The sequence below is a fragment of the Blautia sp. BIOML-A1 genome (genome assembly GCF_009883055.1).
In the GTDB taxonomy this organism is placed as follows: Bacteria; Bacillota; Clostridia; order Lachnospirales; family Lachnospiraceae; genus Blautia_A.
The window spans coordinates 74,813-88,641 of the sequence record NZ_WWVR01000005.1 but is presented as its reverse complement, the minus strand read 5'-3'; the positions used below and the strand labels follow the sequence as shown (position 1 = coordinate 88,641).

Genomic DNA, 13,829 nt, shown 5'->3' with positions numbered 1-13,829 from the left:
GAATATGGCAAAATATACATTGATGAAAACGGAGGGGCGTGCGAAGCGTGCACAGTTTGAGACTGTCCATGGAACGATCCAGACTCCTGTATTCATGAACGTAGGAACCATCGGTGCGATCAAGGGGGCGGTTTCTACACAGGATCTTTATGACATCGGAACACAGGTGGAGCTTTCCAATACCTATCATCTGCATGTGCGTCCTGGTGACAAAGTAGTCAAACAGCTTGGAGGACTTCATAAGTTTATGAACTGGGAACGTCCGATTCTCACTGATTCCGGTGGATTCCAGGTATTTTCTCTGGCAAAGCTCCGTAAGATCAAGGAAGAGGGCGTACACTTCCAGTCACATATTGACGGACATAAGATTTTTATGGGACCGGAGGAGAGTATGCAGATCCAGTCCAATCTTGCGTCCACCATCGCAATGGCATTTGATGAATGTCCGAGCAGTGTGGCAGACAGAGATTATGTACAGAAATCTGTAGAGCGTACCACACGCTGGCTTGCACGATGCAAGACAGAGATGGCACGCCTCAACAGCCTTCCGGATACCATCAACAAAGAACAGCTTCTGTTCGGTATCAATCAGGGGGCAATCTACGAAGATATCCGAATCGAACATGCAAAAGAAATTGCAAAGATGGATCTTGACGGTTATGCGGTAGGCGGTCTTGCTGTTGGTGAGACACACGAAGAAATGTATCGTATCCTCGATGCGGTTGTGCCGTATCTTCCGCAGGATAAGCCAACTTATCTTATGGGTGTCGGAACACCTGCAAACATTCTTGAGGGTGTGGACAGAGGAATAGACTTCTTTGACTGCGTATATCCAAGCCGCAATGGCCGTCATGGACATGTGTACACCAACCATGGCAAGATGAATATGTTTAATGCCAAATACGAGCTGGATACACGTCCGATCGAGGAAGGCTGCGGCTGTCCGGCATGCCGTCATTACAGCCGGGCTTATATCCGTCATCTTCTCAAGGCAAAAGAAATGCTTGGAATGCGTCTCTGTGTTCTGCACAATCTGTATTTCTATAATCATATGATGAAAGAGATCCGTGACGCACTGGATGAGGGCAGATTTGCCGACTATAAGAAAATGCGTCTGGAAGGATTTGCGGCAGGGGAGCAGAAATAATAAAAATATGCAAAAATACTTGAAGTAAAGACTTTTTTTGTGTATGATAGTGTGTAGTGTTCCTGGAGAAGAACAGGAATGTAAGTCAGAAACAGGAGGAACCTCAAATGAACGAAAGTACCGCAAGCATGGGTATGATGATTTTGTGGATGGTTGTTATCTTCGGAGTTATGTATTTCCTGATGATCCGTCCTCAGAAGAAAGAGCAGAAGAGACTTCAGGCAATGCTCAACAGCATGGAAGTCGGTGACAGCATTGTTACCACAAGCGGCTTCTATGGAGTGATCATCGACATGACTGAAGAAGATGTGATTGTAGAATTCGGCAATAACAAGAACTGCCGTATCCCAATGAGAAAACAGGCTATTGCAGAGGTGGAGAAAGCAGAACAGGCATCCGCATAACTGCAAATAAGAAAGTAAGTGCTGCGTCAGATGCGGCACTTCTTTTTTTTACTTTATAGGTACGGCCACTTCGTCTGGCAACACGTTGTAACTTTTAAGTAGTAAAGGGTTGAAAAGTGACAAAAAGTGCGTTATTATAATAACAATATTCGCAACGAAAGGAATCTGCATGTTTTTCGTGTGATGCAGAGAGAGGAAGAAAAAGATGGAATACAGAATCGCATTGATCCCGGGAGATGGAATCGGACCGGAAATCGTTAGTGAAGCAAAGAAAGTTCTTGATAAGGTATGTGAGAAATATCACCACACCTTCACATATTCAGAGGTACTCCTCGGTGGAGCATCGATTGATGTTCATGGCGTGCCGCTTACAGAGGAGGCAATTGCCACTGCAAAATCCTCTGATGCAGTTCTGATGGGTTCTATCGGCGGAGATGCCAAGACGTCCCCATGGTATAAACTGGAGCCGTCCAAACGTCCGGAGGCAGGTCTTCTTGCTATCCGCAAAGCCTTAAACCTTTTTGCAAACCTTCGTCCGGCGTATCTTTACAAAGAACTGGAAGAAGCCTGCCCGATCAAGAAAGAGGTGATTGGCGAAAACGGATTTGATATGATTATTGTCCGTGAACTGACAGGAGGTCTTTACTTCGGAGAAAGAAAAACTATCGAAGAGGACGGCGTAAAGAAAGCAATCGACACACTTTCTTACAATGAAAACGAAATCCGTCGTATTGCGGTCAAGGCATTTGATATTGCAATGAAGAGAAAGAAAAAGGTTACAAGTGTTGACAAGGCAAACGTTCTTGATTCCTCAAGACTCTGGAGAAAAGTTGTAGAGGAAGTTGCAGCGGACTATCCGGAAGTAACCCTGGAGCATATGCTGGTTGATAACTGTGCAATGCAGCTTGTACATGATCCGGCACAGTTTGACGTTATCCTCACCGAGAATATGTTCGGAGATATTTTATCCGATGAGGCAAGTATGGTCACAGGATCTATCGGAATGCTTTCTTCTGCAAGCCTCAACGAGACAAAATTCGGTCTGTATGAGCCAAGCCATGGATCAGCACCGGATATTGCAGGACAGAATAAGGCAAATCCGATTGCGACTATTCTTTCAGCAGCAATGATGCTTCGTTATTCTCTGAATCTGGATGAGGAAGCCGATGCGGTAGAAGCAGCCGTACAGAAGGTGCTGACAGACGGATATCGTACAGGTGACATCATGTCAGACGGATGCAAGGCTGTCGGAACGAAAGAAATGGGAGATCTGATCGCAGCAGCAGTATGATAATCCCGCAATATGCGAATGTCGGGCAGGATTGTAGGAGTGCTATGCACGGAATAATCCGTAAGTATCGTATAGATTAAGTAAAGAGGAGTAAATAAAATGAGAAGTGATTCAGTAAAAGCAGGCTCACAGCAGGCACCTCATCGTTCCCTGTTTAATGCCCTTGGATTAACAAAAGAAGAAATGGAACGTCCTTTAGTCGGAATCGTAAGTTCCTATAATGAAATCGTACCTGGCCATATGAATCTGGACAAGATCGTGGCAGCCGTAAAACAGGGTGTTGCAATGGCAGGTGGTACACCGGTTGTATTCCCGGCAATTGCTGTCTGTGACGGTATTGCAATGGGACATGTCGGAATGAAATATTCACTGGTAACTAGAGATCTGATTGCAGATTCCACAGAGGCGATGGCAATGGCTCATCAGTTTGATGCTCTTGTTATGGTTCCAAACTGTGACAAAAACGTACCGGGACTTCTGATGGCAGCAGCACGACTGAATGTTCCGACTGTATTCGTAAGCGGAGGTCCGATGCTGGCAGGTCATATTCACGGACATAAGACCAGCCTCTCCAGCATGTTTGAAGCTGTTGGCTCTTATGCGGCAGGTAAGATCACAGAGGATGAACTGACAGAATTTGAGAACAAAACATGTCCTACATGTGGATCCTGTTCCGGTATGTATACCGCAAACTCCATGAACTGTCTGACAGAGGTTCTTGGTATGGGACTTCGTGGAAACGGAACTATCCCGGCAGTATATTCCGAGCGTATCCGTCTTGCAAAGCATGCAGGTATGCAGGTTATGGAGATGTACCGCAGAAATATCCGTCCGAGAGACATCATGACAAGGGAAGCCATCCTGAATGCGCTGACAGTAGATATGGCACTTGGATGTTCTACCAACAGTATGCTCCATCTTCCGGCAATCGCTCATGAAGTCGGAATGGATTTTGATATCAGCTTTGCAAACGAGATCAGCGCAAAGACACCGAACCTCTGCCATCTGGCACCGGCAGGTCCAACTTATATGGAAGACCTGAATGAGGCCGGCGGTGTTTATGCAGTTATGAATGAACTGAACAAAAAGGGACTTCTCCATACGGAATGTATGACAGTAACAGGAAAAACTGTAGGCGAAAATATCGAAGGATGTGTTAACCTCAATCCGGAAGTTATCCGCCCGATCGACAACCCGTACAGCCAGACCGGTGGTCTTGCAGTTCTTAAGGGAAATATCGCTCCGGACGGCGGTGTGGTAAAACGTTCCGCAGTCGTAGAAGAGATGATGGTACATGAAGGTCCGGCGAGAGTGTTTGGCTGTGAGGAGGATGCGATCGCAGCAATCAAAGGTGGCAAGATCGTGGCAGGTGACGTTGTTGTTATCCGCTATGAGGGACCGAAGGGCGGCCCTGGAATGAGAGAAATGCTGAATCCGACCTCTGCGATCGCAGGTATGGGACTTGGCTCTTCCGTAGCCCTTATTACAGACGGACGTTTCAGCGGTGCATCCCGTGGAGCTTCCATCGGACATGTTTCACCGGAAGCAGCAGTAGGCGGACCGATCGCACTGATCGAAGAAGGGGACATCATCAGTATTAATATTCCGGAACTTCGACTGGAAGTTAAGGTTTCTGACGAGGAGATGGCAGCAAGAAAAGCAAAATGGCAGCCGCGTGAGCCAAAAGTCACAACCGGATATCTTGCGAGATATGCTGCAATGGTTACCTCAGGCAACAGAGGTGCAATCCTTGAAGTGCCGAAAGCAAAATAATATATGATGAACACAGGAGGAGATACAATGCAGCTTACAGGTGCAGAGATCATCATCGAATGCCTTAAGGAACAGAAAGTAGATACTGTTTTTGGCTATCCGGGAGGTGCAATCCTCAATGTCTATGATGCTCTCTATAAACACAGTGATGAGATCCATCATGTCCTAACATCTCATGAACAGGGTGCTTCTCATGCAGCAGATGGTTATGCCCGTGCTACGGGAAAAGTCGGAGTATGTCTGGCAACCTCCGGCCCTGGAGCCACAAATCTGGTTACAGGTATTGCGACCGCATACATGGATTCTGTCCCGGTGGTAGCGATCACCGCGAACGTAGGAAAACCACTTCTTGGAAGAGATTCCTTTCAGGAGGTTGATATTGCCGGCATTGTAATGCCGATCACAAAACACAGTTTTATCGTAAAAGACATTTCCATGCTGGCTGATACGATCCGCAAGGCTTTTTATATTGCCAAAAGCGGACGTCCGGGTCCGGTACTGGTTGATGTGACGAAAGACGTAACAGCAGCGACATGTGAATATTCTGTACGCCGTCCGGCTACGATCAACCGAGAAGTCGAGACGATCCGTAAAGAAGATCTTGAAATTGCAGCACAGATAATAGAGGAAGCGAAGAAGCCATATATCTTTGTCGGCGGCGGTTGTGTGATCTCTGGGGCTTCCAAGGAGATCAGCGAACTGGCCCACAAGATCCAGGCACCGGTGTGCGACAGTCTGATGGGCAAGGGAGCTTTCTCAGGAGAGGATCCTCTGTATACAGGAATGCTCGGTATGCATGGAACCAAGACTTCCGATCTTGGCGTTACACAGTGTGACCTTCTGATCGTACTGGGTGCACGTTTCAGTGACCGTGTCACCGGTAATGCGAAGACCTTTGCAAAACAGGCCAAAATCCTTCAGATCGATGTGGATGCGGCCGAAATCAATAAGAATGTTGTGGTAGATGCGTCTGTGATAGGAGATGTAAGAGAGGTACTCCGCAGACTTCTGGAAATGATTCCGGAAGAACAGCATCCGGAGTGGATCGAGCATATTCAGGAGATGAAAGCAAAATATCCTCTGACTTATGATCATTCTCAGCTCACAGGACCATACATTATAGAGAAACTCTATGAGATCACCAACGGTGATGCAATTATCTCAACGGATGTCGGTCAGCACCAGATGTGGGCCGCACAGTACTTCAAGTACAAAGAACCCCGTACTTTCCTGACTTCCGGTGGTCTCGGAACAATGGGATACGGACTTGGAGCTGCGATCGGTGCCAAGATGGGAAGACCGGACAAAACAGTTGTCAATATTGGCGGAGATGGCTGTTTCAGAATGAATATGAATGAGATCGCGACAGCAGTGCGCTGCCATAAACAGCTTTTGCAAATTGTCATGAACAATCATGTGCTGGGTATGGTGCGTCAGTGGCAGACCTTGTTCTATGAACACAGATATTCACATACCGTCCTTGACGATGCCGTGGATTTTGTGAAAATATCTGAGGGCATGGGAGCGAAGGCAATCCGTGTCACGAAGATGGAAGAGGTAGAGCCGGCAATCCGAGAGGCGCTGGCGACAGACGGACCTGTAGTACTGGACTGCTGGATCGACCAGGATCTCAGCGTATTTCCAATGGTGCCTGCAGGTGCAAGTCTGAATGAAGTTTTTGACGAGGAGGATATGAAGAACAATGAGCAGAGTATATAATTTTTCCGCAGGACCGGCTGTACTGCCGGAAACAGTTCTGAAAGAAGTAGCAGATGAGATGATGGATTACCAGGGAAGTGGTATGTCTGTAATGGAAATGAGCCATAGAAGCCCGGAATTCCAGAAAATCATTGATGATGCAGAGAAAGATCTCAGAGATCTTATGAATATTCCGGATAATTACAAGGTATTATTCCTTCAGGGCGGTGCTTCCCAGCAGTTTGCCATGATTCCGATGAACCTGATGAAGAACGGAGTTGCTGACTATATTGTTACCGGTCAGTGGGCAAAGAAAGCATACCAGGAAGCACAGAAGTACGGAAAGGTAAATAAGATTGCATCTTCCGAGGATAAGACCTTCTCCTATATCCCGGACTGCAGCGATCTTCCGATCAGCCCGGATGCGGATTATGTATACATTTGTGAAAACAATACAATTTACGGAACAAAATTCAAGACACTTCCGAATACAAAAGGCAAAACTCTGGTGGCAGACGTTTCTTCCTGCTTCTTATCTGAGCCTGTAGATGTAAGCAAATATGGTATCATCTACGGTGGCGTTCAGAAAAACATCGGACCTGCCGGCATGGTGATCGCGATCATTCGTGAAGATCTTATTACAGAGGATGTTCTTCCGGGAACACCAACCATGCTTACATACAAGACACATGCAGATGCAGGATCTCTTTACAATACACCAAACGCATACTGCATCTATGTATGCGGCAAAGTCTTCAAATGGCTCAAGGCTATGGGCGGACTGGAAGAAATGCAGAAGAGAAACATCGAAAAAGCAAAGATCCTCTATGATTATCTGGATCAGAGCAAACTCTTCAAAGGTACAGTAGAGCCGGCTTCCCGTTCTCTGATGAATGTTCCTTTTGTCACAGGTGATAAAGACATGGATGCCAAATTTGTCAAAGAGGCAAAAGCAGCAGGTCTTGTAAACCTCAAAGGACACAGAACAGTGGGCGGTATGCGTGCAAGTATCTACAATGCAATGCCAAAAGAAGGCGTAGAAGCCCTCGTTGCATTCATGAAAAAATTTGAGGAGGAGAATGCGTAATGTTCCAGTATAAATGCCTTAATCCAATCTCCCAGACAGGTCTTGGCCTGTTTGGAGATGAGTACAAACAGACGGAAGAATTAAAGGATGCAGATGCAGTTCTGGTAAGAAGTGCCAAGATGCATGATATGGAGCTTCCGGAGAATGTCAAAGTTATCGCCCGTGCAGGCGCAGGTGTCAACAACATTCCGGTTGAGCAGTGTGCAGAGAACGGTATCGTAGTATTCAATACACCTGGCGCAAATGCAAATGGTGTTAAGGAGCTTGTTCTTGCAGGAATGCTCCTTGCTTCCCGTGATATCGTTGGAGGTATTGAGTGGGTAGCACATGAAGAAGACAAAGAACACATCGACAAACTGGCTGAGAAACAGAAAAAACAGTTTGCAGGATGTGAGATCAGCGGTAAGAAACTGGGTATTATCGGACTTGGTGCGATTGGAGCCATGGTTGCAAACTCTGCAACACATCTTGGAATGGAAGTCTACGGATATGACCCGTTCATCTCCATTGATGCAGCATGGAACCTGTCCAGAACCATCAAACACAGCAAATCTCTGGATGAGATCTACAGCCAGTGCGATTACATCACCATCCATGTACCGCTTACAGACAACACACGCAAGATGATCGACCGTGAGGCTTTCACAAAGATGAAAGATGGAGTCGTTCTTCTGAACTTCGCAAGAGACCTTCTCGTTGACGAGGAAGCCCTTGTAGAAGCTCTTGACAGCGGAAAGGTAAAGAAATATGTTACTGACTTTGCAAATGCAACTGTAGCAGGCAGACCGGGAATCCTTGTAACACCACATCTTGGTGCATCCACAGAGGAATCCGAAGAGAACTGTGCAGTTATGGCAGTCAAAGAAGTCAGAGATTTCCTCGAAAACGGAAATATCAAGAATTCTGTGAACTATCCAAACTGTGATATGGGTACCTGTGTGGCAGTCGGACGTATCACCATCTGCCACAAAAACATCCCGAACATGATCAGCCAGTTCACCAAGATCCTCGGAAGCGAGGGATTGAACATTGCTGATATGACAAACAAGAGCCGTGGTGGATATGCGTATACCATCATTGATCTTGAAAGTGCAGCATCCAAAGAAGCTCTGGATGAGCTTAGAGCAATCGAAGGTGTATCCAAGGTTCGTGTAATCAAATAAAAAGTTTAAAAGCCTTCTGGCAAAAAAAATCCCGGAAATTCTTCATCAGAATTGTCCGGGATTTTTGTATGTAAATGATATGAAAAATTATTTACGGCTTGCAATGAAACTTTCAACTTCTTCACGTGTCGGCATAACACGGAGCGCACCCTTACGTGTGGTAATGAGAGATGCAGCCGCGTTTGCGAAGGTGAGGAGCTCTTTGAGATTTTCCTCTGTGAGATTCTCAAGACCGTGATCGAGAACATAGTTTAATGTGCTTGCACAGAAGGTGTCTCCGGCACCGGTTGTCTCGATGGTGTTTTCCTGAAGGAAAGGAGCTGCCTCTACGATCATGTCCTTGTAGTATGCACGGCTTCCGTCCTTACCCATGGTGATGAGAATAAGCGGGATGTTATATTTCTCCTGGAGCATGGCAGCACCTTTATTGTAATCTGTGGTTCCACACATGAATTCTACTTCATTGTCGGAAATTTTTAATACGTCGCATTTAGACATACCGTATTCGATCTCTGCACGGGCATCTTCGAGAGATTTCCAGAGAGGCGGGCGGAGGTTTGGATCAAAGGTAACGATGCATCCGGCTTCCTTTGCAAGTTCAATGGCATAGCGGGTAGCTTCACGAACACCCTCATGAGTAGAGGAAAGGGTACCAAAGTGGAAGATACGGGAAGCCTCGATCAGGTCTTTCTGAACTTCTTCCTTAGTAAGCATCATATCTGCACCCGGGTCACGGTAGAAAGAAAAGTCACGGTCACCGTCCGGATAGGTATGTACAAAAGCGAGGGTGGTGTGGCAGTTTTCATCCATGATAAGGTTGCGGGTGTCAATACCGACTTCTTCAACAGCGGTCTTTAACTGTGTACCGAACATATCCTTACCAACCTTGCCGATAAAGGCTGTTTTCTTGCCAAGTCTTTCAAGCATTGCGAGTACGTTGCAGGGAGCTCCGCCGGGATTGGCCTCCATCACAGGATTTCCCTGGGAACTGGATCCGTTTTCTGTAAAGTCGATCAGTAATTCGCCGAGAGCGGTTACGTCAAATTTTCTGTTTTCCATAATAAAAAAACCTCCTTGGATTTCTGAATTCTGTTTCCTGTGTATCAGAAAAACGTTAATTTCAATTTATCGCACCAGAGCAGTTTTGTCAAACAAATTTCGTTCTATTCTTTATTTTTACCTGAAAAAATGATAAACTATTTTTTAAAGAGATGTATTTTACAGAAAGGTTTTGACAGCGGCATCTCGGAATGGAGGCAGTAAAGATGGAAAGCAAGGCATATGAGTATATGGACTGGCCGAGGATTGAAGCAATCGTATATGGAGAAGAAGCATCCCCGAAGGATGTCATGGCTCCGCGTCTGACCACAGACGGTGTTCTGGTCCAGGGATTTTTTCCGGAGGCAGATAAGGCAGAGGTTCTGGTCGGATCCCGTAAATATGAAATGGAAAAAGAAGATGAGGCGGGATATTTTGCAGCAATGATCCCGGGCAGAAAGATCCCGGAATATGAATATCGCGTTACCAGAGGAGAAGAAGTTCAGGAGTTTTCGGATCCTTACGCATTTGCAGGACAGATCACAGAAGCAGAGGAGAAGGCATTCTGCGCGGGCGTTTATTATCATGCCTATGAGAAGCTGGGTGCACATCCGATGGAGATCAATGGTGTTAAGGGAACAAGCTTTGCCGTATGGGCACCGAATGCAGTGCGCGTCAGTGTGGTCGGCAATTTCAATGAATGGGACGGAAGACGCCATGCGATGCACCGAATGCCAATGTCGGGTATTTTTGAACTTTTTATCCCAGGTGTGAAGGTCGGAGATATCTATAAATATGAACTGAAGCTCAAAGGAAACCGCATAGAGCTGAAATCTGATCCATATGCTGCCTGTACAGAGGTCCCGCCGGCAGGTGCTTCCGTTGTGGCAGATACAGGAGCCTTCCAGTGGGAAGATGAAGAATGGATGGCAGGACGTAAGAAATTCGCTGACCGTAAACAGCCAGTTTCCATCTATGAGACCTCTCTGACAGACTGGAAGGACGGGGAAGAACTTGTTGAGTTTGTGAAGAAACTGAATTACACGCATGTAGAACTTCATCCTGTGATGGAATATCTGGATGATGAGGCCGGGGAGTACAGTACCTTTGCATATTATGCACCGACCAGGAGATTTGGTATGCCGCAGGATTTCCAGAAGACAGTTAACGAGCTTCACAAAGCAGGAATCGGACTGATCCTTGACTGGACACCATCTCATTTCCCGAGGGTCGAGGGCGGACTGGAGCTTTTTGACGGAACACCTCTTTATGAGAATCCGGATCCGTCTATGGCGATCCATCCGATCTGGGGAACTCTTCTGTATAATTTCGGAAGTCCGATGGTGAGAGATTTTCTCCTTGCAAATGCTTTTTACTGGCTGGAGGTTTATCATGCAGACGGACTGAGACTGGATGATGTGGATTCCATGCTGTATCTTGATTTTGGAAAGGAATACGGACAGTGGAAACCTAATATCTACGGCTCAAATGAAAATCTGGAAGCGGTGGAATTTCTCAAGCATCTGAATTCTATTCTGGATAAAAAGCTTCCGGGAACGCTTACGATCGCACAGGAAGATGGCCTCTGGTCTGAACTCACCGGAAGTGTGGAGGATGATAACATCGGCTTTGATTATAAATGGAATAATAACTGGGCAGGAGATTTTCTTGCATATCTTTCCAAAGATCCGATCGAGAGAAAATATGTCCATGATCAGCTTACGCTGTCCATGCTTTATGCGTACTGTGAGCATTATGTACTTCCTCTTGGAAGCCGTGAGGCGGGAACGCTTGCTGAATTTATGGAGAAGCTTCCGGGAGATGATGCACAGAAGCTGAGTCAGATCCGTGAAGCCTATGCCTATATGATGCTGCACCCGGGATGTATGATGATGTCACCGGGCAGGGAAGTTCCGGCAGAAATGGAGAAATATATCCATGATCTCAACGAGCTGTACCGCACCCATCCGGCACTGGTTCAGAAGGATGATGAGTATGATGGCTTTGAGTGGATCCAGCTTATGAAATATGAAGAGAATGTCCTCACCTTTATGCGTAAGACGGATAAGCCGGAAGAAACACTTCTTGCAGTATGTAACTTTGCGGCTGTTCCTTATGAGGACTATCAGGTTGGCGTTCCATTCTATGGCAAATATAAAGAAATCTTTAACAGTGATGCAAAGGAATATGGCGGTCAGGGAATTGTCAATCCAAGAGCAAAAACCTGTAAGCAGGATGAGTGCGATGAGAGAGAATATTCCATTAAGCTTAAGGTTCCTGCACTTGGTGTGACGGTATTTTCCTGTACTCCGACTAAGAAGAAAGAGGCAGTTTCCGCACCGGTCAAAAAAACCGAAAAAAAACCGGCAGCAAAGAAACCGCGTGTTGCCCGGAAATCATCTAAGGCTTCTGTGAAGAAGCCGGCTGCCACAGAGAAGAAAACAAGAAAAACTGCAGCAAAGGAAACAGCGTGAGAGAAAGAATTCCAGCTGTTCACAGATACAATAATAAAAATTAAAATTAGTTCTTGATTTTTCTGAAAAATCAGGTATAATAATGGTTGTGTTTCAGGCACAGGCTGGAATAGCTCAGTCGGTAGAGCACTTCACTCGTAATGAAGGGGTCGTGAGTTCGAGTCTCATTTCCAGCTTACCATTATTGAATCCGGATACTTTGAACAGAGTATCCGGATTTTTGCGTTATCCGGCGGTTTTTTTGTGATTTTTCAGTGCTTGCATTGCTGAAAATTTATGTTATCATAAGGGGATAAAGGTTTATTGCTTTTATAACGTATTAACTTATGAAAGTGAAGGCTTTTGATCCATACTCTATACCTGAGAAAGCTGTACAGATTTTGATGGACATAGAGGATATCAAGAGAGGATGTTAAACAAATGTTAGATAAAACAGAAGAAAAGATTCTTCAGAGAATTGATGCATACAGAGAGCAGATCATAAATTTTGCAGAAGATATCGCGTCACATCCGGAACCGGGATTTGAAGAAATACGGACAGCACAGAAAACAGCAGAGTGTCTCAGACAGCTGGGATATGAGGTGACGGAGCATCTTGCACGGACTGGTGTACGTGGTGACAGTCATCCTGCAGAAGGCCCGCATCTGACGATCATCGGAGAGATGGATGCAATCGGCTGTAAGGCACATCCTGTGTCGGATCCTGTCACCGGTGTGGCACATGCCTGCGGGCATCACGCACAGATGGCAGCAATGATAGGCTGTGCAGCGGCACTGGCAGATACAGAAATCCAGAAAGAGCTTGGCGGAAGCCTTTCTTTTCTTGCAGTTCCTGCTGAGGAATATATTGATGCAGATAAACGTGTCCGTCTTCAGAAAGAAGGAACAGAATTCTGCTGCGGCAAGAGTGAGATGATCCGAACGGGAGTTTTTGATGATACAGATATTGTACTCACGACACATGTTCATATGGTTCCTGTTGAGGAGGATTTTTACCTGGGAAATCCGGCGTGCAACGGTTACAGTGCCGAACGTGTTACTGTCCGGGGTAAAGCGGCACATGGAGCCATTGATCCGTGGAATGGAGTGAATGCCCTGAGCATTACGACAAGTGCGATCCAGATGATGGGGCTGATGCGAGAGACTTTTCGCGAGGAAGATCATGTGCGTCTTCACAATGTGATCCGTAAGGCCGGTGATGTCATCAACAGTGTGCCGGATGAGGCTGTGATAGAAACGAAGGTGAGGGCAGCCTCGCTTGGGAAGCTGGAGGAGATCACGGATATGGTCAACCGCGCTTATGACGGAGCAGCCTATGCGTTTGGCGGCAGAATCGAGAGAGAAATCCTTCAGGGGTATATGCCGATCCTTCCGCGAACAGCAGATGCAGCACTTATGGAAGCAGCAGACGATCTGAAGCTTACCTATCGCACGGTACAGAGGGGCGATTTTAACAATGCCTGCACGGACGTGGGAGATTTAAGTCATCTGTTTCCGGTCGTGAATTTTACCTTTAAGGGATTTGAGGGACGACTTCATGGAGCGGATTTCAGGATCACGGACCCGGAAAAGGCATATATCCTTCCGGCGAAGCTGCTTGCACTGACTGTATATAAGCTTCTCAGAAATGGCGGAGAAGAGGCAGGGAAGATATGTCAGGACTTTACCCCTGTCTTTGACAGAGAAAGCTATACCGACTATATCCGGCAGCAGACAGACAAAAATAAAACATCAGGAGGAAAGACAGAATAAAA

General features: G+C 46.3%; 10 protein-coding genes and 1 tRNA gene. 10 read left to right on the top strand and 1 reads right to left on the bottom strand.

What is annotated here, in order from left to right; genetic code table 11:
* Nucleotides 1-4 precede the first annotated feature (4 nt).
* The 7 genes from tgt to GT674_RS04135 all read left to right on the top strand — a co-directional run bounded on the left by tgt (nucleotide 5) and on the right by GT674_RS04135 (nucleotide 8,563).
* The gene (gene tgt, locus GT674_RS04165) at nucleotides 5-1,147 is read left to right on the top strand and encodes a tRNA guanosine(34) transglycosylase Tgt (RefSeq protein WP_161284567.1); all 1,143 of its coding nucleotides are present in this window, start codon (nucleotides 5-7) and stop codon (nucleotides 1,145-1,147) included.
* 107 nt (nucleotides 1,148-1,254) lie between these two features.
* Nucleotides 1,255-1,551 (top strand): preprotein translocase subunit YajC, encoded by a 297-nt coding sequence (gene yajC / locus GT674_RS04160; protein ID WP_072521354.1) that lies wholly within the window; start codon nucleotides 1,255-1,257, stop codon nucleotides 1,549-1,551.
* Nucleotides 1,552-1,756: 205 nt separating this feature from the next.
* Nucleotides 1,757-2,842, top strand: coding sequence for a 3-isopropylmalate dehydrogenase (gene leuB / locus GT674_RS04155; protein WP_161284566.1), 1,086 nt, complete (start codon nucleotides 1,757-1,759; stop codon nucleotides 2,840-2,842).
* Nucleotides 2,843-2,941: 99 nt separating this feature from the next.
* Complete coding sequence (gene ilvD, locus GT674_RS04150; protein ID WP_161284565.1) at nucleotides 2,942-4,615, top strand: dihydroxy-acid dehydratase; 1,674 nt, start codon at nucleotides 2,942-2,944, stop codon at nucleotides 4,613-4,615.
* 27 nt (nucleotides 4,616-4,642) lie between these two features.
* Nucleotides 4,643-6,334 (top strand): biosynthetic-type acetolactate synthase large subunit, encoded by a 1,692-nt coding sequence (ilvB, locus tag GT674_RS04145; protein ID WP_161284564.1) that lies wholly within the window; start codon nucleotides 4,643-4,645, stop codon nucleotides 6,332-6,334.
* On the top strand, nucleotides 6,318-7,400 hold the full coding sequence (gene serC / locus GT674_RS04140; protein WP_161284563.1) for a 3-phosphoserine/phosphohydroxythreonine transaminase: 1,083 nt from the start codon (nucleotides 6,318-6,320) through the stop codon (nucleotides 7,398-7,400). The genes ilvB and serC overlap by 17 nt, the downstream gene beginning before the upstream one ends.
* Nucleotides 7,400-8,563, top strand: coding sequence for a phosphoglycerate dehydrogenase (locus GT674_RS04135; protein ID WP_161284562.1), 1,164 nt, complete (start codon nucleotides 7,400-7,402; stop codon nucleotides 8,561-8,563). The genes serC and GT674_RS04135 overlap by 1 nt, the downstream gene beginning before the upstream one ends.
* A gap of 87 nt (nucleotides 8,564-8,650) precedes the next feature.
* Here GT674_RS04135 and GT674_RS04130 read toward each other — a convergent pair whose 3' ends face one another.
* Nucleotides 8,651-9,622 (bottom strand): carbohydrate kinase family protein, encoded by a 972-nt coding sequence (locus tag GT674_RS04130; RefSeq protein ID WP_161284561.1) that lies wholly within the window; start codon nucleotides 9,620-9,622, stop codon nucleotides 8,651-8,653.
* A gap of 206 nt (nucleotides 9,623-9,828) precedes the next feature.
* On the opposite strand from GT674_RS04130, the gene glgB reads away from it, so the two are divergent.
* From glgB to GT674_RS04115, 3 genes are all read left to right on the top strand, one after another.
* Complete coding sequence (gene glgB / locus GT674_RS04125) at nucleotides 9,829-12,075, top strand: 1,4-alpha-glucan branching enzyme (protein ID WP_161284560.1); 2,247 nt, start codon at nucleotides 9,829-9,831, stop codon at nucleotides 12,073-12,075.
* A gap of 103 nt (nucleotides 12,076-12,178) precedes the next feature.
* A tRNA-Thr gene (locus tag GT674_RS04120) sits at nucleotides 12,179-12,251 on the top strand.
* A 244-nt stretch (nucleotides 12,252-12,495) separates the two neighbouring features.
* Complete coding sequence (locus GT674_RS04115) at nucleotides 12,496-13,827, top strand: amidohydrolase (protein ID WP_161284559.1); 1,332 nt, start codon at nucleotides 12,496-12,498, stop codon at nucleotides 13,825-13,827.
* The last annotated feature ends 2 nt before the right edge of the window (nucleotides 13,828-13,829 follow it).

What these genes read in the sequence shown, in the direction of transcription:
- leuB (WP_161284566.1), top strand. Translation starts at nt 1,757, where the DNA reads ATGGAATACAGAATCGCATTGATCCCGGGAGATGGAATCGGACCGGAA.
- ilvD (WP_161284565.1), top strand. Translation starts at nt 2,942, where the DNA reads ATGAGAAGTGATTCAGTAAAAGCAGGCTCACAGCAGGCACCTCATCGT.
- serC (WP_161284563.1), top strand. Translation starts at nt 6,318, where the DNA reads ATGAGCAGAGTATATAATTTTTCCGCAGGACCGGCTGTACTGCCGGAA.
- GT674_RS04115 (WP_161284559.1), top strand. Translation starts at nt 12,496, where the DNA reads ATGTTAGATAAAACAGAAGAAAAGATTCTTCAGAGAATTGATGCATAC.
- GT674_RS04130 (WP_161284561.1), bottom strand. Translation starts at nt 9,622, where the DNA reads ATGGAAAACAGAAAATTTGACGTAACCGCTCTCGGCGAATTACTGATC.
- GT674_RS04135 (WP_161284562.1), top strand. Translation starts at nt 7,400, where the DNA reads ATGTTCCAGTATAAATGCCTTAATCCAATCTCCCAGACAGGTCTTGGC.
- tgt (WP_161284567.1), top strand. Translation starts at nt 5, where the DNA reads ATGGCAAAATATACATTGATGAAAACGGAGGGGCGTGCGAAGCGTGCA.
- yajC (WP_072521354.1), top strand. Translation starts at nt 1,255, where the DNA reads ATGAACGAAAGTACCGCAAGCATGGGTATGATGATTTTGTGGATGGTT.
- ilvB (WP_161284564.1), top strand. Translation starts at nt 4,643, where the DNA reads ATGCAGCTTACAGGTGCAGAGATCATCATCGAATGCCTTAAGGAACAG.
- glgB (WP_161284560.1), top strand. Translation starts at nt 9,829, where the DNA reads ATGGAAAGCAAGGCATATGAGTATATGGACTGGCCGAGGATTGAAGCA.